The 17,928-nt window shown below is 66.7% G+C and carries 19 protein-coding genes; 11 read left to right on the top strand and 8 right to left on the bottom strand.

The genetic code is table 11. The annotated features are described in order from the left end of the window. Positions 1-111 precede the first annotated feature (111 nt). Complete coding sequence (locus tag A5651_RS25620) at positions 112-279, bottom strand: hypothetical protein (RefSeq protein ID WP_197496507.1); 168 nt, start codon at positions 277-279, stop codon at positions 112-114. A gap of 147 nt (positions 280-426) precedes the next feature. Here A5651_RS25620 and A5651_RS02170 point away from each other — a divergent pair, with 147 nt between their 5' ends. After that, on the top strand, positions 427-1,188 hold the full coding sequence (locus A5651_RS02170) for an alpha/beta fold hydrolase (RefSeq protein WP_066975088.1): 762 nt from the start codon (positions 427-429) through the stop codon (positions 1,186-1,188). Here the strand turns inward: A5651_RS02170 and hsaB are convergent. The 4 genes from hsaB to hsaA form a co-directional block, all read right to left on the bottom strand. After that, a complete protein-coding gene (gene hsaB / locus A5651_RS02165) occupies positions 1,185-1,751 on the bottom strand; it encodes a 3-hydroxy-9,10-secoandrosta-1,3,5(10)-triene-9,17-dione monooxygenase reductase subunit (protein WP_066975101.1) in 567 nt (188 codons plus the stop codon). The genes A5651_RS02170 and hsaB overlap by 4 nt on opposite strands. A 67-nt stretch (positions 1,752-1,818) precedes the next feature. Further along, positions 1,819-2,718, bottom strand: a complete 900-nt coding sequence (hsaC, locus tag A5651_RS02160) for an iron-dependent extradiol dioxygenase HsaC (protein ID WP_066975086.1) — start codon at positions 2,716-2,718, stop codon at positions 1,819-1,821. Continuing rightward, positions 2,715-3,605 carry a 4,5:9,10-diseco-3-hydroxy-5,9,17-trioxoandrosta-1(10),2-diene-4-oate hydrolase gene (gene hsaD, locus A5651_RS02155; protein ID WP_066975084.1) on the bottom strand — a complete coding sequence of 297 codons (891 nt, stop codon included), beginning with the start codon at positions 3,603-3,605 and terminating at the stop codon, positions 2,715-2,717. Before hsaD ends, hsaC begins: the two co-directional genes overlap by 4 nt. 11 nt (positions 3,606-3,616) lie before the next feature. After that, entirely contained in the window at positions 3,617-4,801 is a 1,185-nt protein-coding gene (hsaA, locus tag A5651_RS02150; protein WP_066975082.1) for a 3-hydroxy-9,10-secoandrosta-1,3,5(10)-triene-9,17-dione monooxygenase oxygenase subunit, read from the bottom strand. A 169-nt stretch (positions 4,802-4,970) separates the two neighbouring features. Between hsaA and A5651_RS02145 the strand changes: the two genes are divergently transcribed. After that, the gene (locus tag A5651_RS02145) at positions 4,971-6,029 is read left to right on the top strand and encodes a ferredoxin--NADP reductase (protein ID WP_082943540.1); all 1,059 of its coding nucleotides are present in this window, start codon (positions 4,971-4,973) and stop codon (positions 6,027-6,029) included. 38 nt (positions 6,030-6,067) lie between these two features. Next, a complete protein-coding gene (locus A5651_RS02140; RefSeq protein WP_066975078.1) occupies positions 6,068-6,646 on the top strand; it encodes a hypothetical protein in 579 nt (192 codons plus the stop codon). Here A5651_RS02140 and A5651_RS02135 read toward each other — a convergent pair. After that, entirely contained in the window at positions 6,643-8,790 is a 2,148-nt protein-coding gene (locus A5651_RS02135) for an acyl-CoA dehydrogenase (RefSeq protein ID WP_066975076.1), read from the bottom strand. The two genes, A5651_RS02140 and A5651_RS02135, sit on opposite strands and share 4 nt — an antisense overlap. Before the next feature lie 293 nt (positions 8,791-9,083). On the opposite strand from A5651_RS02135, the gene kstR reads away from it, so the two are divergent. Beyond that, positions 9,084-9,689: a cholesterol catabolism transcriptional regulator KstR gene (kstR, locus tag A5651_RS02130; RefSeq protein WP_197496506.1), complete on the top strand. Its 606-nt coding sequence runs from the start codon at positions 9,084-9,086 to the stop codon at positions 9,687-9,689. A 3-nt stretch (positions 9,690-9,692) separates the two neighbouring features. Then, positions 9,693-10,436 carry a trehalose-phosphatase gene (gene otsB / locus A5651_RS02125; protein WP_066975072.1) on the top strand — a complete coding sequence of 248 codons (744 nt, stop codon included), beginning with the start codon at positions 9,693-9,695 and terminating at the stop codon, positions 10,434-10,436. Position 10,437: 1 nt separating this feature from the next. Here otsB and A5651_RS02120 read toward each other — a convergent pair whose 3' ends face one another. Next, positions 10,438-11,538, bottom strand: coding sequence for a LacI family DNA-binding transcriptional regulator (locus tag A5651_RS02120; protein ID WP_066975070.1), 1,101 nt, complete (start codon positions 11,536-11,538; stop codon positions 10,438-10,440). 96 nt (positions 11,539-11,634) lie between these two features. On the opposite strand from A5651_RS02120, the gene A5651_RS02115 reads away from it, so the two are divergent. From A5651_RS02115 to A5651_RS02105, 3 genes are read left to right on the top strand one after another with little or no spacing between them, the layout of a single operon-like run. Beyond that, positions 11,635-12,516, top strand: coding sequence for a metal ABC transporter solute-binding protein, Zn/Mn family (locus tag A5651_RS02115; protein WP_066975068.1), 882 nt, complete (start codon positions 11,635-11,637; stop codon positions 12,514-12,516). Next, entirely contained in the window at positions 12,497-13,324 is an 828-nt protein-coding gene (locus A5651_RS02110; protein WP_066975066.1) for a metal ABC transporter ATP-binding protein, read from the top strand. Before A5651_RS02115 ends, A5651_RS02110 begins: the two co-directional genes overlap by 20 nt. Further along, on the top strand, positions 13,317-14,216 hold the full coding sequence (locus A5651_RS02105; protein WP_066975064.1) for a metal ABC transporter permease: 900 nt from the start codon (positions 13,317-13,319) through the stop codon (positions 14,214-14,216). Before A5651_RS02110 ends, A5651_RS02105 begins: the two co-directional genes overlap by 8 nt. On the opposite strand, the gene A5651_RS02100 is transcribed toward A5651_RS02105, so the two are convergent. Next, a complete protein-coding gene (locus tag A5651_RS02100) occupies positions 14,107-14,952 on the bottom strand; it encodes a sulfurtransferase (RefSeq protein WP_066975063.1) in 846 nt (281 codons plus the stop codon). The genes A5651_RS02105 and A5651_RS02100 overlap by 110 nt on opposite strands. 29 nt (positions 14,953-14,981) lie before the next feature. Here A5651_RS02100 and A5651_RS02095 point away from each other — a divergent pair, with 29 nt between their 5' ends. Genes A5651_RS02095 through A5651_RS02085 form a run of 3 tightly spaced genes read left to right on the top strand, consistent with a single transcriptional unit; the run spans position 14,982 to position 17,892 of the window. Then, the gene (locus A5651_RS02095; protein ID WP_066975061.1) at positions 14,982-15,740 is read left to right on the top strand and encodes a LamB/YcsF family protein; all 759 of its coding nucleotides are present in this window, start codon (positions 14,982-14,984) and stop codon (positions 15,738-15,740) included. Then, a complete protein-coding gene (locus A5651_RS02090; RefSeq protein WP_066975060.1) occupies positions 15,740-16,660 on the top strand; it encodes an MBL fold metallo-hydrolase in 921 nt (306 codons plus the stop codon). Before A5651_RS02095 ends, A5651_RS02090 begins: the two co-directional genes overlap by 1 nt. Next, complete coding sequence (locus tag A5651_RS02085; protein ID WP_066975058.1) at positions 16,651-17,892, top strand: SLC13 family permease; 1,242 nt, start codon at positions 16,651-16,653, stop codon at positions 17,890-17,892. The genes A5651_RS02090 and A5651_RS02085 overlap by 10 nt, the downstream gene beginning before the upstream one ends. Positions 17,893-17,928: the final 36 nt, after the last annotated feature.

Below are 17,928 nucleotides of genomic sequence, written 5' to 3'. Positions count from 1 at the left end.
TGATCACAACGCGCTTGAGTCCAGTCGTTATCGGCCCCGGCTCGCTCATGGCGCCCATTCAAACAAAAGGAGCACCCTCTCGGGTGCTCCTTCGGTTGGTTGTCCGACCGGTCAGCGGCTCTGCTGCACGCTGGTGTCGACGTGCGGGACGGTCGCGTGGTAGTGAATGTCGTTGAGCCAGTCGAGGTGGTCCACGCCTGCCTGCGCAGGACCGGCCAACCCGAGCATCGCGGCGGCCAGGCCGCTTGCGATTACTGTGGCAACGGAGAACTTCTTCATTTTCCTGCCTTCTTTCTGTTCCTGCTGACTTGTTGAACAGGCAGGTCAACCAATTAATTCCGGTGGCAGAAAATGGTGGACACGTGGCAGAAATCGCCTGGTTTCCGTTCGCCCAGCGGCCTTCTCGGCCCTCGCTAGACTCGGCGCATGCCGTTCTTCGACCACCCCAAGGGGCGGGCCTACTATCGCCACTGGCCGGCAGAAGACCCACGCGCCGCTGTCGTCTTTCTGCACGGGTTCGGTGAGCACACCGGCATCTATCACCGCTACGGCTTCACGCTCAATGCGGCCGGTATCGATCTGTGGGCCGTCGACCAGTTCGGCCATGGCCTCAGTCCCGGACCGCGCGGCGACTTCGGGTCGATCGCCGACAGCTCGGAGCTCGCCGACAGGTTGACCGAGTTGGCCGAGGAGCACAGTCCCGGCCTGCCCGTGATCGCACAGGGTCACTCTTTCGGTGCGGTGGTGACGTTGACGCGCCTGCTCGACCAGCCCGACCGCTACCGCGCGGGCGTCATTTCCGGCGCACCGCTTGTGCCGATCCAGGACATGCTGAACCCCGACGCCTCATTCGACCTTGACCCGCGCTGGCTCTCCGACGATCCGTTCTACCTTGATTCTCTGGAGAACGACCCCTTAGCGTTCGTCGATGCTGACAGCGCGCCGCTGGCGCGTGCGCTCGATACGGCGTGGGACCGCTTTGGAAACGACCTGCCGCATCTGTCGGTGCCGACGCTGGCGGTGCACGGCGCTGCCGACCTGATCGCGTCCATCGGCGCCGTGCAGGCCTATGCAGAGCAGATAGAACCGTTGCAGCTCAAGGCTTTTCCCGGCGGGCATCACGATATCCTCAACGACACCATGCATCGTGAGGTAGCCAAAGCCATCGTCGCGTTCATCGAGCGCTAGAGCCAGGTGTCGTCGGTGGTGGCGGTGAGGAACGCCTCGAGGTCGTCGCGCCAGTGCGCGGGCGTGTTCTTGTCCGGTTCGATTCCGGTGTACTGGCCTTTGTAGAACAGCAGCGGCCGCGGCTTCTTGTGCGGGACGTCGGTCAACGAGTGCACGGCGCCGAACACCACCAGATGGTCGCCGCCGTCGTGCACCGAGTGCACCGTGCAGTCGATGTGCGCCAGCGTGCCCTTGATGACCGGCGAGCCGAGTTGCGATGGGCTCCAATCGATCCCGGCGAATTTGTCGGGTTCGCGTGATCCGAACCGCGCCGAGACATCTTTTTGCTTCTCGTGCAGCACGTTCACGCAGAACTTCCCGGTGGCTTCGATGGCCTTCCAGGATCGCGACACCTTGGTGGGGCAAAACAGCACCAGTGGCGGTTCCAGCGACAGGGCGGCGAACGACTGACAGGCAAAACCGACCGGCACATCGTCATGCATGGTGGTGATCACCGTGATGCCGGTGCAGAACTGCCCCAGCACATTTCGAAATGTGCGCGGATCTATCGATGCACTCGACATCATCTATGGTTCCTCGCGCAAGCGCTCGTCTTCATCTATGGTTCCTCGCGCAAGCGCTCGTCACTGCTTACTTGAAGCCGATGCTGAAGTCGTGCCCCCACAGGCTGACGGCGGTGCTTTCCCGCGCAACCCAATCGTGGTCATTGACCTGCAAGCCCTCGCAACCGAATTCGACGTCGAAGCCGCCGGGCGTCTTCATGTAGAACGACAGCATCTTGTCGTTGACGTGGCGACCCAGTGTCGCCGACATCGGCACCTTGCGCCGAAGTGCACGGTCCAGGCACAGGCCGACGTCGTCGGAGTTACCCACTTCGACCATCAGATGCACTATGCCGCTTGGCGTCTCACCCGGCATGAAGGCCAGGCTGTGATGGCGCGGGTTGACGCCGAAGAACCGCAGCCACGCGGGCGGACCGTCGGCGGGCCTACCCACGAGTTGTGGTGGCAGCCGCATCGAGTCGCGCAGGTAGAAGCCCAGCACGTCGCGGTAGAAGTGCAGCGACTCGGCGTCGTCCTTCGTCGTTAGCACGACGTGGCCGAGGCCCTGCTCTTCGGTAACGAACTTGTGCCCGTACGGGCTGACGAGGCGGCGGTGCTCGAGGGCCACGCCGTGGAACACCTCGAGGGTGTTGCCCGACGGGTCGTCGAACGTGATCATCTCGTCGACGCGGCGCTCTGCCAGCTCGGCGGCGGTGGCCTCCTTATAGGGCGTGCCCTCGACATCGAGGCGGTTGCGGATCTCCTGCAACGCGGCGGCGTTGGCTGTCTCCCAGCCGGATTGGAGCAGCCGGTCCTTCTCACCCGGAATGATCACCAGGCGGGCGGGAAACTCGTCCATCCGGAGGTAGAGCGCCCCCTCGGTGGCACCGGACCCCTCGACCATGCCGAGGACCTTGAGACCGTACTCGCGCCACGCCGCGACGTCGGTGGCCTCGATGCGCAGGTAGCCAAGGGATTTGATGGTCACGATCCACCCCCGAGGAAATCGATGGTGAGCTTGTTGAACTCGTCGAACTTCTCCAGCTGCGCCCAGTGTCCGCACTGCCCGAAGACGTGCAACTGCACGCGCGGAATCTGCTTGAGAGCCACCAGCGCCCCGTCGAGCGGGTTGACGCGGTCCTCTCGGCCCCAGATGAGCAGCACGCGCTGCCGCAGCTTGTACACCTCGCGCCACATCATGCCGAGCTCGAAGTCGGAGCCCGCGAACGACTTGCCCATGGCTCGTGCGGCAGCCAGGGAGTCCGGCTGGCTGGCGATCGCGAACCGCTCGTCGATGAGTTCGGGCGTGATGAGCTTCTGGTCGTACACCATGATCCGCAAGAACTTCTCCATGTTCTCGCGGGTGGGCTCGGCGGTGAACTTGCCGAGCAGCTTGACGCCCTCCGTCGGGTCGGGCGCGAATAGGTTCACCGACAGACCGCCCGGGCCCATCAGCACCAGCCGGCCGGCGCGGTCCGGGTTGTCGAGCGCGAACCGCACCGCGGTGCCGCCGCCCAGCGAATTGCCCACCAGCGCAGCGCGTTCGATCTTCAGATGGTCGAACAAGTTGAGCACGGCAGTGGCGCTGTAGCGGTTGTACTGTTCGTGTTCGGTGTGCTTGTCGGAATGCCCGTAGCCGGGCTGGTCGACTGCAATGACATGGAAGTGCTGGGCGAGCACCGCGATGTTGCGGCCGAAGTTCGACCAGCTCGACGCGCCGGGGCCGCCGCCGTGCAGCAGCACGATCGTCTGCGAATGACCAACGCCGGCTTCGTGATAGTGCAACCGCATGTCATCGCGAACCTGGGCAAATCGCGACGTCGACTCGAACGTGACCTCGACCTGCTGCTCGGTTTCCTGGATGTAGGACGTCATCAGGTCTTCCGTTAAACCATCGTGTCCTGGGGCGGCAGCCCGAATTCGTTGTTGCCGAAGATCAGGTAGGCCCGCTCGGGATCGTTGGCCGCGTGCACCCGGCCGGCGTGGGCGTCACGCCAGAACCGTTGCACCGGAGCGTCATTGTTCAGCGCGGTGGCACCCGACGCCTCGAACAACCTGTCGATCGAGGCGATGGCGCGACCGGTGGCGCGCACCTGGTCGCGGCGTGCGCGGGCCCGCAGATCGAACGGGATCTCCTTGCCCGCCACCAGCAATGCGTACTCGTCGCCGACGTTGCCGATGAGCTGACGCCATGCGGCGTCGATGTCGCTGGCCGCTTCGGCGATGCGCACCTTGGCGAACGGGTCGTCCTTGGCCTTCTCCCCGGCGAACGCGGCGCGCACCCGCTTGCCCTGGTGCTCGACGTGGGCGTCATATGCGCCGTAGGCCATGCCGACGATCGGTGCCGAGATCGTGGTGGGATGCACGGTGCCCCAGGGCATCTTGTAGACCGGCGCAGTGTTGGTGGTCAACCCACCGGCGGTGCGGTCGTTCATTGCCTTGTAGGACAGGAACCGGTGCCGGGGCACGAAGACGTCCTTGACCACCAGCGTGTTGCTGCCCGTGCCGCGCAGCCCGACGACGTGCCACACATCGTCGATCCGGTATTCGCTGCGCGGGATCAGGAAACTGCCGAAGTCGACGGGCTTCCCGTCCTTGATGACCGGGCCGCCCACGAATGTCCACGTCGCGTGATCACAGCCCGACGACCAGTTCCACGAACCGCTGACCAGGTAGCCGCCGTCGACCACGTGTCCGGCCCCCATCGGCGCGTACGACGAGGACACGCGCACGCTCGGATCGTTGCCCCAAACCTCTTCCTGCGCCTGCTGGTCGAACAGGGCGAGATGCCAGTTGTGCACGCCGACGATCGAGCTGACCCAGCCGGTCGACCCGCACGCCGTGGCAATGCGACGCACCGCTTCGTAGAACAAGGTCGGGTCGCACTCCAGGCCGCCCCACTGCTTGGGCTGAAGGAGTTTGAAGAAGCCCACCTCGTTGAGTTCGTTGACCGTCTCGTCGGGCAGCCGTCGAAGGTCTTCCGTTGCCTGTGCCCGCTTGGCGATCAGCGGCAACAAATCGTCGATGCCGGCTAGGACCGACTGCACGTCACGCTGTTCAATGGACGTCACTGGCTTGCCTCCAACAGAAGATCGGACTTCAACAAAGATTAGAACACGTTACGATTTGTGTCGAGCAGCGCATTCCTGCGGGAGCTGGACCTGCAGACATGCATTTCTGTAACCTGTTCTAGTTATGGGGGCAGGGACGGCCTCCAAGCCGGATGAGGAAGGGCAACGCGTGACGGACGAGCCGCTCGGCAGCCACGTGCTCGAACTGCAGGTGGCCGAGGTCGTCGAGGAGACCGACGACGCCCGCTCGATCGTGTTCACCGTCCCCGACGGTGTCGATATCCCGGCCGAGCGGTTGGCCTACCAGCCGGGACAGTTCCTGACGCTGCGGGTGCCCAGCGACCGGACGGGCTCGGTCGCCCGCTGCTATTCGCTGTGCAGCTCACCGCACACCGGTGACCCACTGACCGTCACCGTCAAGCGCACCGACGGGGGCTACGCCAGCCACTGGCTGTGCGACAACGCCCACGCCGGCATGCGCATCCATGTGCTGGCACCCTCAGGCACCTTCGTGCCCAAGACGCTGGACACCGACTTCTTGCTTCTGGCCGCGGGCAGCGGCATCACCCCGATGATGGCGATCTGCAAGTCCGCGCTCGCCGAGGGCAGCGGGCGGGTGGTGCTGATCTACGCCAACCGCGACGAAAACGCCGTCATCTTCGGCGCCGCACTGCGCGAGCTTGCGGCCAAATATCCTGACCGGTTGACGGTCGTGCATTGGCTGGAATCGGTGCAGGGTCTGCCCAGCTCGGCCGCGCTGTCGGCACTGGCGGCCCCGTATGCCGGTCACGACGCCTACATCTGCGGGCCGGGCCCGTTCATGGCCGCCGCGGAAGAGGCGATGAAAAGTGCGGGCGCCGCTGCCGATCGCGTCCATATCGAGGTGTTCAAGTCGCTCGATTCCGATCCGTTCGCAGCGGTGGTCATCGAGGAGGACGACAGCGACCAGGGGCCGGCCACCGCGATCGTCACGCTCGACGGCGAGAAGCACGAGATTCGCTGGCCCCGCAACGCCAAACTGCTCGATGTGCTGCTCGACAAGGGACTCGACGCGCCGTTCTCATGCCGCGAGGGCCACTGCGGCGCCTGCGCGGTGCTGAAGAAGAGCGGCGACGTCGAGATGGAGGTCAACGACGTGCTCGAGCAGCAGGACCTCGACGAGGGCCTGATACTCGGCTGCCAGGCCAAGCCACGGTCGGATTCCGTGGAAGTCACCTACGACGAATAACTGCCGGGCTACCATTCGCCGCACTGAGGGGAGCACACATGAATCGGCTTGCACCGGCAAGTGCGGCGGCACTGCTGACCGCCGTGCTGACGCACCCCGCGACGGCAACGGCCGCGTCCAACACCTCCGTCACCTCGATACCCGTCGACCCGACGACGCAGATCGAGATGCATGCCACCGCCAACTGCGTGCTGGCCGAGAACAAGTGCTACTTCAACACCACCGCCAACCTGCTGACGCCCGAGGGCCCCACCGGGTTCCCTGGCGACACCTGGGCCCGCCAGACGATCACGCTGCGCAGCAACAGCCGCGACGCCTGGCAGGAAGCCTCCTACAGCGCGCCCTCGGGGAACCCGCGTGAGGTCAAGGGCTCCAACCACGAGAACGTGCTGTCGAAGATGTACAAGGCGATCAACGACGTCGAGATCTCGATCACCTACTTCGGTGGCGGCCCGATCGAACGCTTCCAGGCCGACGGCGAGTCGACGCCCATAAACTGGAACGACGGACGGACCGACACGAAGTCGGCGTTCTACGCGTGCTCGCAGATTCAGGTGGTGTACGGCGGGGTGAACCTGACCACCCCGACGGCCTGCGCACAGACCACGTTCTCCTAGCGCGGCAGCCCCAGCAGCCGTTCGCCGGCCATCGTGAGCAGGATCTGCTCCGTGCCACCCGCGATGGTCAGGCATCGGGTGTTGAGGAAGTCGTGCACGGTGCGGCCCTCGACGACACCCGCGCCTTCGGCCAACTCCATTCGGAACTCCGCGAGCGCCTGCCGGTAGCGCACGCCGATCAGCTTGCGGGCGCTGGCCTGCGGGCCCGGGTCACCGCCGCCGACGGCCAGCTGCGCAATGCGCTGGTCCAACAGCGAACCGACTTGCGCGGCAAGGATCAACCGGCCGAGCTGATCGGACACCACTGGGTCCAGCTCGAGCGTCGCCACCGTGCGCAACAGCTCCTCCATCGGATTGCCCAGCGCGGTGCCGGCCGCCATCGCGATGCGTTCGTTGGCCAGCGTCGTGCGGGCCAGCCGCCAGCCGTCGTTCACCTTGCCGACGACCATCTCGTCGGGGACGAACATGTCGTCGAAGAACACCTCGTTGAATAGGTTGTCGCCGGTGATCTCGCGCAGCGGCCTGATCTCGATGCCCGGCGAGCTCATGTCGACGAGGAAATACGTGATGCCCTTGTGCTTCGGCGCGTCGGGATCGGTACGGGCAAGGCACACACCCCATTGCGCCTTGTGCGCAGACGAGGTCCACACCTTCTGGCCGGTGAGCTTCCAACCGGAATTCCCATTGCTCCTTGCGTCCGCGCCTTCTGCCCTAACGGCTTTCGTGCGCAGCGACGCCAGGTCGGAACCCGCGCCGGGCTCGCTGAAAAGCTGGCACCAGATGAGCTCGCCGCTCAGCGTCGGCGGCACGAACCGTTCGATCTGCTCCTGGCTGCCGTGCTCGAGGATCGTCGGCGCCGCCCACCAGCCGATCACGAGGTCGGGCCGTTCGACACCCGCCTTCGCCAGCTCGCGGTCGATCAGCAATTGTTCGGCGGGCGACGCGTCGCGCCCGTAGGGGCGCGGCCAGTGCGGTGCCTGCAGACCCGCTTCGGCGAGCGCGATCTGACGCTTCTCCACGGGTTGGGCGGCAACGTCGGCGACCGCCGCAGCGATCTCCGGTTGCAGGTGCTCGACGGACGCCAGATCGATGTGCAGTTCGCGCCGAACGTCGTTCTGGGTCAGAGTAGCCACCCGCCGCAGCCAGCGCGACGCGCCGCCGAGAAACTGCGAAATACCGTATGCCCGACGCAGATACAGGTGAGCGTCGTGCTCCCAGGTGATGCCGATGCCGCCAAGCACCTGGATGCAGTCCTTGGTGTTGGCCTTGGCGAACTCGATGCTCGCCGCGGCCGCGACGGCGGCGGCGATCGACAGCTGAGCGTCGTCGGAGCCGTTGGCGGCGCTGGCGGCATCCGCAGCGGCCACCGCGACCTGCTCTGAACGCAACAGCATTTCGGCGCACATGTGCTTGACAGCCTGGAAGCTGCCGATCGGCTTGCCGAACTGCTCGCGGACCTTCGCATATTCGGTGGCCGTCTGAAGCGCCCAGCGCGCGAGCCCGGCAGCCTCGGCGGCCAACACCGTCGCCGCGACGTCTCGAACGCGTTGTCCCGCAACGGCCAGCGCTTCGGCCGGGACGTCGGCCAGCGTGACGCGCGCGAGCGGCCGGGAGAAGTCGGTGGGGGTGAGAGGCTCGACGGTCACGCCGTCGGCAGCGGCGTCGACGAGAATGAATTCCTCGCCGGCGGGCAGCACCAGCACCCCGTCGGCGGTAGCGCCCAGCACGTAATCGGCGGTGCCGGAAGCCCGGCCGCCCTCGAACGTCAGGTCCGCGGTGATTGAGAGCCCCGCGGTGCGCTCCCCTGTCGCCAGTGCCTCCAGGAGTTCGCCCTTCGCGCTAGGGATCACCAACGTGGCGATGGCGGTGGTGGCGATGGGTCCCGGCACCATCACCGCGCCGGCCTCGTCGACCATCACGCACAGGTCGTCGACGGCCCCGCCCGCGCCACCGGACTCTTCGGGCAGCGCCACGCCGAAGATCCCTAGTTGAGCCAGGCTGGCGTACGGGGCGCGCCAGGCGTCGGGTTCGCCGGCCTCGATATCGCGGGCGGCCTTGACGGCGCCTGCCCCCACCGCCCAGCTACGAACCAGTTCACGCGCGGCAAACTGCTCGTCGGTGGCGGCCGTTGACGCCTGCGACATTTTCGGACTCCTATGCCATCGTGTGAGAAGGGGGTGCTTCCCACTAGAACGTGTTCTAATAGTGCCAGCGATCGAGCGTCAAGTCGAACGCCGTACCAGCAGGACACGTCGGTGCCGAACGGGTATTGAGGTGAAGGAAATACGGATCGGCTTGCGTATCGTTTTCTACGACACCGCATGATGAAGGAGCTGTCCGCCGGATGTCTGGGATGCCAGGGATGTCAAAGACGTCTGTGCCAGCACAGAGCAACCCGTCGTCGGGGTCGGAGTCCCGACCGCCGCAGGTGATGCCTGTGTCTGTGCTTGCCGAGTCCGAACTGGGCTCCGAGGCCCAGCGGGAGCGCCGTAAGCGGATCCTCGACGCCACCCTGGCCATTGCCTCCAAGGGCGGCTACGAAGCCGTGCAGATGCGCGCGGTCGCCGAGCGCGCCGACGTCGCCGTCGGGACCCTGTACCGCTACTTCCCGTCGAAGGTGCATCTGCTGGTGTCGGCCCTCGGCCGGGAGTTCGAACGCATCGACGCCAAGACCGACCGCGCGTCGCTCGCGGGCGGCACGCCGTATCAGCGGCTCAATCTCATGGTCGGCAAGCTGAACCGCGCCATGCAACGCAACCCGCTGCTGACCGAGGCGATGACGCGGGCGTTCGTTTTCGCCGACGCCTCAGCTGCCGGCGAAGTGGATCATGTTGGCAAGCTGATGGATTCGATGTTTGCGCGGGCGATGAGCGACGGCGAGCCGACCGAGGACCAGTACCACATCGCCAGGGTCATCTCGGATGTGTGGCTGTCCAACCTATTGGCATGGCTGACACGCCGGGCGTCGGCGACGGACGTCAGCAAGCGACTCGACCTGGCCGTCCGGTTGCTGATCGGTGACGGGGAGCACCCTAAGATCTGACGCGTGCTCCCGGCCGAACTGCAGCGGGCGCTCGACGGTGTCGCCGAGGTCCCGCAGTTGCTGATCGCCTGCGACTTCGACGGCACGTTGGCGCCGATCGTCAACAATCCCGCCGATGCGCGGCCGCTGCCCGCTGCGGCCCAGGCGCTGACCGCGCTGGCCGACCTGCCCGCCACGCACGTCGCGCTGATCTCGGGCCGCGCATTGGCCGTGCTGCGCGAGCTCTCCTCGATGCCGCAGGCGGTGCATCTGGTCGGCAGCCACGGCGCCGAGTTCGACACCGGCTTCACACACGCCGTCGATGATGCGTTGCTGGCGCGAATCACCAACGAGCTCAACAGCGTAGCCGCCAACAGGCCCGGCGTGACGGTGGAGACAAAGCCGGCCAGCGTCGCGCTGCACGTGCGCAATGCGGCGGCCGAAGACGGCGATGCGGCGTTGCGTGAAGCGCGTGCGGCCGCGCAATCCTGGGACGTCCAGCTCACCGAGGGCAAGGCAGTGCTGGAGTTCGCAGTGGTCTCGACGGACAAGGGCGAGGCCGTCGACATCCTGCGCGACCAGTACGGCGCATCGGCTGTGGTGTTCCTCGGCGACGACGTCACCGACGAGAAGGCGTTCCGTCGGCTGCGCGCGGCCGATGTCGGCATCAAAGTGGGAGCGGGCGACTCGCTGGCCGAATACCGGGTCGAATCACCCGACGATGTGGCCGATGCGCTCGACTACCTGCTCCGGGCGCGCAGCGCCTGAGTCACGTCGGCGGGCCCGCGGTGCGGCCGCGGATCAACTCGGTTTCGAGCACGTCGATCACCGGCAACCCGGACCGCGGCGGGTTGTACAGCAGCGCACCCGCCCGTCGACCCTTCTCCAGGCTCGGTTGTTTCACCGTGGTCAGGCCGCGGCGCAATGCCTCTGGCACGCCGTCGAATCCGGTCACGGTCATCTGGCCGGGCACATAGATTCCGCGGGCGCGCAGATAGTCCATCGCAGAGAGCGCCAACACGTCGGCGGTGCAGATCAACGCCGTGATCCGAGGATTAGCCTCCAACGCCACTTCGGCAGCCGCTCCGCCCGAAGTTGGTTGGTGCTCATAGCTTTCCACCACGGTCAGCGACTGCGGATTCAGCCCCGCGCCCACCATCGCGTCATAGACGCCGTGAATCCGTTCGCGCTGCACGTGAAAGTGCGGTGTCTGCAGCCGGTCCGGGTTCGCCACCACAGGCGCGCCGTCGCCGGGTGGACGCTCCCGGCCCAGCCGCATGGTCAGCAGGCCGATCTCCCGATGACCAAGTTCCATAACGTATTTGGCGAGCTCGGCCATGCCCGCACGGTCGTCGATGCACACCCGCGACACACCCGGCACATCCTTGGGCTGGTCGACGACCACCACCGGCAGATGCCGCTGCAACACCACCTGCAGGTATGGGTCGTCGTCGGAGGCGGAGTACACCACGAACCCGTCGACACCCGCCGACAGCACCGCGGCCGAGCCGTCGCTCACCGATCGGTTCGGCCCCACCGCGACGATCAACAGTCCCTGCCCTGCGTCCTCGCACGACTCCGCCAGGCCGCCGACGAAGTCCAGCGCAGCGGGGTCGTTGAACGAATAGGTCAGCGGTTCGGTCATCACCAACCCGACCGCGCCGGCCTTGCGGGTGCGCAGCGAGCGGGCCACGGGGTCGGGGCCGGGATAGCCGAGACGCTTGGCCGTCGCCAGCACCCGTTCGCGCAGATCGGCCGACAATTGGTCGGGGCGGTTGTAGGCGTTGGAGATCGTGGTCCGCGAGACTTTCAGCTCGGCGGCCAAGGAGGCCAGGGTGGCCCGCCGCCGTGGCGCGGGGCTCCTGGACATGGGGGTGACGTTAGCCGACGCGGCTGCCCGTTCGCGTAGCGCCGCAGGGTGCGTTACAGTTAATGGAAACGGTTTTCATTTGTATTTGGAGGTTCGGTGGGCGCAGTTCGGCTGGCGGCCGCGGTGGCGACGGTCGCGCTCACCGTGGCGGCGTGCCAGGGAGCATCCGAGCACGCTTCCGGTGACCTCAACGTCGTCGCCACCACCAATGTGTGGGGCAATGTGGCCGCCGCTGTGGCGGGCCGGCATGCGTCGGTGAAGTCGATCGAGACCGCCGCGAACGCCGACCCGCACTCGTTCGAGGCGAGCCCCGCGGACGTCGCGGCGATCAGCGACGCGTCGCTGGTGGTGTACAACGGGGGCGGCTACGACCACTGGATGGACGACGTGCTGGCGCGCGATCCCGCAATCAATGCGGTCGACGCCTACCCGCTCCGCGGAGCGAAAGACGACGCCAATGAACACGTCTTCTATGACGTCGCCGTCGTCAAGTCCGTCGCAGAGGAAATTGGCAAGCGCCTGTCCGAGCTCGACGCCGCCAACGCCGACGAATATCACTCTCACGCAACAGAATTCGGACGTCAGGCCGACGACATCTTGGCCTCGCAGCGGGCGATCGGCGCCGCGCACCCATCCGCGGCGGTGGTCGCGACCGAACCGGTCGCCCATTACCTGCTGCGCAATGCCGGTATCGCCGACCGGACCCCGCCCGGCTTCGCCAGCGCGGTCGAAGACGGCCACGACCCGTCGCCGGCCGACGTCGCGGCGATGCTCGATCTGATCAAGACCCGTCAGGTGTCGGTTGTGTTGGTCAATCCGCAGACCGAGTCGTCGGCCACCCAGCAGATCTCCGACGCCGCGCGGCGGGCAAAGCTGCCGCTGGTCACGGTCACCGAGACGCTGCCGGAGGGTGTCGACTACCTGAAATGGCAGCGTGACATCGTCGACGAGCTGGCGAGTGAATTCAACAAAGCGTGACCCAGTCGTCGACCTCACAGCGGGTTGTCTGGCGTTCGGAGACCGGGTGTTGTGGCAGCACCTCGACCTCGCGGTGGCGGCAGGCGAATTCATTGCGGTGCTCGGGCCCAACGGCACCGGCAAGACATCGCTGCTGAAAGTTCTGCTGGGCCAGTTGCCGTTGACGGCGGGCACGCTGTCGATCGCGGGCCAACCGGTGACCGCGGGCAGCCGCCTCATCGGATACGTCCCGCAACACCGGGCCGTCGATCCCGGTCTGACGTTGCGGGGCCGGGACATGGTCGGGCTCGGACTCGACGGCCATCGCTGGGGGCTCACGAGCCTGCGCTCCGGTGAGCGGACGCGGCGGCGCGAGGCCGTGGCGACCGCGCTGGGTCAGGTGAACGCCGACCGGCTCGCCGACACCCCCGTCGGGGTCATGTCAGGCGGTGAGCTGCAACGGGTTCGGGTCGCGCAAGCGCTCGCCAGCGATCCGTTGCTCCTGCTGTGCGACGAACCGCTGCTGAACCTCGACCCGGCCAATGCGCGCCTGGTGTCTTCGCTCATCGACCGGCGTCGCCGCGACGCGCAGACCGCTGTTTTATTTGTCACCCACGAGGTGAATCCCGTTCTACCGTTTGTGGATCGGATCCTCTACCTGGTCGACGGGCGGTTCCGCATCGGGACCGTCGATGAGGTGATGACCTCCGACACGCTGTCCGAGCTCTATCGCGCCGACATCCAGGTCGTGAAGGTCCACGGCCGCTACGTCGTCGTCGGCGAACACATCGACCATTCCGGCCACACGAGCGGGCACTCGCATGAATGACCGACTCACCCACCTGCTGATGCACCTGTTCGACTTCCGCGTCACCACCGACCTGCTGGCCCGCGACTTCGTCCAACAGGCGCTGATCGCCGGTGCACTGCTGGCCCTTGTGGCGGGCTTGATCGGGCCGTTCATCGTGATGCGTCAGATGTCGTTCGCGGTGCATGGGTCGAGTGAATTGTCCTTGACGGGCGCGGCATTCGCGTTGCTGACGGGGTTGAACGTCGGGCTCGGCGCGCTGGTGGGCAGCGCGCTGGCGGCCGTGCTGTTCGGTGTCCTCGGGCAGCGGGTCCGCGAGCGCGACTCGGCGATCGGCGTCGTGCTCGCCTTCGGGCTCGGTCTGGCGGTGCTGTTCATCCACCTGTATCCGGGCCGCACCGGCGCCAGCTTCGCGCTGCTGACCGGTCAGATCGTCGGCGTCGGCTATTCGGGTCTGGCGCTGCTGGCGGCCGTCACGGTCGTGGTGGTTCTAGTGCTGGCGGTCTGTTACCGGCCGCTGCTGTTTGCGACCGTCGACCCTGAGGTGGCCGCGGCGCGCGGCGTTCCCGTCCGGGTGCTGGGCAACGTGTTCGCCGCGCTGGTCGGCGTGGTGGCCGCACAGGGAGTGCAGGTCGTCGGAGCGCTGTTGGTGATGTCGTTGTTGATCACGCCCGCCGCGGCCGCCGCACGGGTTTTCGTCTCGCCCGCCATCACGGTCGTCGCGTCCGTCGTTTTTGCGGAGATTTCGGCTGTCGGTGGCATCGTGCTCTCGCTGGCGCCCGGCGTGCCGGTGTCGGTGTTCGTCACGACGATTTCGTTCGCGATTTTTCTCGTGTGCTGTCTGCCGACCATTCGGACCAGGATCCGGGATAGAGGGCCGCGTCGACGCCGAGCGTCGCGAACGCTGCGATGAGCACCGACGCGGTGACGCCGGACCCGCAGTAGGCGCCCACTTCGCCCGTCGCGCCGATGAGTCGACCGAGATCCCGCTCTGCCAGGAACGTTCCGTCGTCGGCCAGCAGCGCAGTGCTCGGCACATTGCGCGCGCCGGGGATGTGCCCGGCGACTGGATCGATTGGTTCGACCTCCCCGCGGAACCGCTCGGGTGCGCGCGCGTCGAGAAGGGTCTGGGCGGCTGCTGCCTCGTCGGCCGTCAACGTCGGCAGCGCACCGGCGTACAGGTCCTCGTATGTCACGGTGATGTCGCCGGCCTGCGGTGTGGTCGAGCCGCTCTCTAATGCGCTGCCTGCCTCGACCCAGGCGGCGAGGCCGCCGTCGAGAATGCGCACGTTCGCGATACCGGCAGCCGTGAGCACCCACCATGCGCGTGCCGAGCCGGCCCGGTTCCAGTCGTCGTACACGACGACGGGTGCGCCCTTGCGGATACCCCACCGACGCGCCGCAGCCTCGATGGCGCGGCCCGACGGCAGAGGGTGCCGTCCGCGCCCTTTCACCGTGTGGTCGCTCAGTTCATCCTCCAGCGAGACGTACACCGCGCCGGGGATGTGGCCCTGCTCGTACGCCGCGCGCCCGTCCGGCTCGGTCAGCTGCCAGCGCACGTCGAGCACGCTGACCGGATCTGCGGTGGCCAGCAGCGCCGCCAGTTCTCTCGCAGTGATCAGCACCTCGTCGCGACGTCGTGGGTCCACGCGTCCAGCCTGCCATCTAGGCTGGCGCAATGGTCTCCGTCGATCTCAACGCGGACCTGGGGGAAAGCTTCGGGGCGTGGCGGCTCGGTGACGACGACGCAATGCTCGGACTGGTCACCAGCGCCAACGTCGCCTGCGGATTTCATGCCGGCGACCCCGCGACGCTGCGCCACAGTTGCGCAGAGGCGGCGACCAAGGGCGTGCGGATCGGTGCCCAGGTCGGTTACCGCGACCTCGCGGGGTTCGGCAGGCGGTTCATCGACATCACGCCCGCCGATCTCGCCGCCGATGTGATCTACCAGATCGGAGCGCTGCAGGCGCTCGCACACGTCGCCCGATCAGCAGTCTCCTATGTGAAACCACATGGGGCGCTGTACAACACGATAGTCAGCAATCGCGATCAGGCCCGCGCCGTCGCGGAGGCGGTGCACGCGGTCGACCCTGGATTACCCGTGCTGGGACTGGCGGGTTCGGTGTTCTTCGCCGAAGCGGAGCGGCTCGGGTTGCGCACCGTGCCCGAGGCATTCGCCGACCGCGCCTACCGGCCCGACGGGCAGTTGGTGTCGCGCCGCGAGCGTAACGCAGTGCTCCACGACCCCACCGAGATCGCCGAGCGGGTGGCATCAATGGTGCAGTCCCGGCGGGTTGTCGCGGTGGACGGGTCGACGATTCCGATCACCGTCGACTCCGTTTGTGTACACGGTGATTCGCCGAGTGCCGTGCAGATCGCTACGGCGGTCCGCGACCGACTGGTCAGCGACGGCGTCGAATTGGAGCCGTTCAGCTGATGCGACTCAAACCGGGCAGACCCGATCTACGGAACTACGCAACGTATTTCGATGCACCGACTGCGGCGCCCGATGCGCCGTTGGGGGTCACCTGGGCCGGTGTCACGACGCTGGTCGTGGACGACGGGTCGTCGGCCTTGATGACCGACGGCTTTTTCACCCGGCCGGGCTTGGGCCGTGTGGGCCTGGGCCGGATTTCACCATCGGCGGCGCGGATCGACGGCAGCCTCGAACGGTTGGGGGTGCGCCAGCTCGAAGCCGTGCTACCGGTGCACACCCATTTCGACCATGCGCTGGATTCCGCGGTGGTCGCGCAGCGCACCGGAGCTGTTGTGGTGGGAGGGAGGTCGGCCGCGCAGGTCGGCATCGGCGGCGGACTCTCCGACGACCGGGTGGTGGTCGTGACGCCGGGTGACCCCGTGAGTGTGGGCGCTTACGAAGTCACCCTGGTGGAAGCGGAACACTGTCCGCCTGACCGCTTTCCGGGCGTTATCACCGCACCGGTCGTCCCGCCGGCGAAGGCATCGGCGTACAAGTGCGGGGAGGCGTGGTCGACGCTGGTGCACCACGGGCCGTCTGACCGGCGTCTGCTCGTGGTCGGGAGTGCGGGCTTCGTTCCGGGTGCCCTGTCCGGCTACCGCGCCGAGGTGGTGTACCTCGGCATCGGCCAGCTGGGCGTGCAACCGGAGCAATACATCATCGACTACTGGACTGAAACGGTGCGGGCCGTCGGCGCTCGCCGCGTTGTGCTGATTCACTGGGACGATTTCTTTCGGCCGCTGACGAAGCCGTTGCGCGCCATCCCCTATGCCGCCGATGATCTCGACGTGTCGATGCGAGTGCTCGGCGCGCTGGCGCGCGACGACGGTATCCCTCTGCATTTGCCGACACTCTGGCAGCGCGCCGACCCGTGGCGCTGACGCTGGCGCTGGTGGCGCTGGCCGTCGTGCTGGTGTTCGCGATGGTCAAGCCGCGGGGTTGGCCCGAAGCCGCCGTCGCATTGCCCGCCGCCTTGTTGCTGATCGCCGCGGGCGTGGTGCCGCTGCAAAGCGCCGTGCATGAAGTGCAATCGTTGCTGCCGGTCGTCGGCTTTTTGGCGGCGGTGCTGGTGTTGGCGAAGCTGTGTGACGACGAGGGCCTGTTCGCCGCGGCAGGCGCGGCGATGGCGCGGTCGGCGGACGGCAGCACCCTGAGGCTGCTGGGCAAGGTGTTTGTCATCGCGGCCGTCACGACAGCGGTGTTGAGCCTCGACGCGACCGTCGTGCTGTTGACGCCGGTGGTGCTCGCGACGACGCGCGCGCTACGGGTGCCGGCCAGACCGCACGCATTCGCCACCGCGCACCTGGCCAACACCGCGTCGCTGCTGTTGCCGGTGTCGAATCTTACGAATCTGCTGGCGTTTTCGGCGGCGGGGTTGTCGTTCGCTCATTTCACCGCGGTCATGGTGCCGCCGTGGGTGCTGGCGATCGGTGTCGAATTCGTGTTGCTGCGTTGGCTTTTCGTGAAGGATCTCGGTGTCGAGCCTCGTTCGGAGCCGGCTTCGGAGCCGGTGGAGGTGCCGGTGTTCGTGTTGGCGGTGCTCACGCTGACGCTGGTGGGCTTCGGCGTGGTGTCGATGTTGGGCTTCTCGCCCGCGTGGGCAGCGTTGGCGGGTGTTGTGCTGCTGGGAGTGCGGGCGTTGATACAGCGGAAGACGACCGTTGGGCGGATTGCGGCGGCCGCCGATGTGCCGTTCTTGGTGTTCGTGCTGTGTCTCGGTGTGGTCGTCAACGGGCTCATGCTGCACGGCCTGGAATCGGCGATGCGCGGCGTGCTGCCGGATGGAGCTGCGTTGCCAGCGCTGCTCGCGATAGCCGCTGTCGCGGCCGTGTTGTCAAACGTCGTCAACAACCTGCCTGCGGTGTTGGTGCTGCTGCCGCTGGTCACTCCATCGGGACCGGCGGCGATCCTGGCGATGTTGATCGGCGTCAACATCGGCCCGAACCTGACCTATGTCGGGTCGCTGGCGAACCTGCTGTGGCGCAGCGTCGTCCGTCGAGACGTCTCTGTGGGTTTCGGTGAGTTCAGCCGTGTCGGATTTCTCGTCACCCCGGTCACTTTGGTTGTCGCCGTGTTCGGACTGTGGTTGGGCATCGCGCTTTTCGGTGTCTAGTTGTCCACAGTGGCGAGTTCATCCACAGGTTGAGTT

It is taken from the genome of Mycobacterium sp. 1274761.0 (genome assembly GCF_001668615.1).
In the GTDB taxonomy this organism is placed as follows: Bacteria; Actinomycetota; Actinomycetes; order Mycobacteriales; family Mycobacteriaceae; genus Mycobacterium.
Note: the sequence above shows the minus strand (reverse complement) of the source record. Positions and strands in the feature narration are given on the sequence as shown.

Bases quoted from the DNA above. Each gene is read 5' to 3' on its own strand.
- A5651_RS02095 (WP_066975061.1), top strand. From the start codon at position 14,982: ATGGTCTCCGTCGATCTCAACGCGGACCTGGGGGAAAGCTTCGGGGCG.
- hsaD (WP_066975084.1), bottom strand. From the start codon at position 3,605: ATGACGTCCTACATCCAGGAAACCGAGCAGCAGGTCGAGGTCACGTTC.
- A5651_RS02140 (WP_066975078.1), top strand. From the start codon at position 6,068: ATGAATCGGCTTGCACCGGCAAGTGCGGCGGCACTGCTGACCGCCGTG.
- A5651_RS02170 (WP_066975088.1), top strand. From the start codon at position 427: ATGCCGTTCTTCGACCACCCCAAGGGGCGGGCCTACTATCGCCACTGG.
- A5651_RS02090 (WP_066975060.1), top strand. From the start codon at position 15,740: ATGCGACTCAAACCGGGCAGACCCGATCTACGGAACTACGCAACGTAT.
- A5651_RS02135 (WP_066975076.1), bottom strand. From the start codon at position 8,790: ATGTCGCAGGCGTCAACGGCCGCCACCGACGAGCAGTTTGCCGCGCGT.
- A5651_RS02120 (WP_066975070.1), bottom strand. From the start codon at position 11,538: ATGTCCAGGAGCCCCGCGCCACGGCGGCGGGCCACCCTGGCCTCCTTG.
- A5651_RS02105 (WP_066975064.1), top strand. From the start codon at position 13,317: ATGAATGACCGACTCACCCACCTGCTGATGCACCTGTTCGACTTCCGC.
- A5651_RS25620 (WP_197496507.1), bottom strand. From the start codon at position 279: ATGAAGAAGTTCTCCGTTGCCACAGTAATCGCAAGCGGCCTGGCCGCC.
- hsaB (WP_066975101.1), bottom strand. From the start codon at position 1,751: ATGTCGAGTGCATCGATAGATCCGCGCACATTTCGAAATGTGCTGGGG.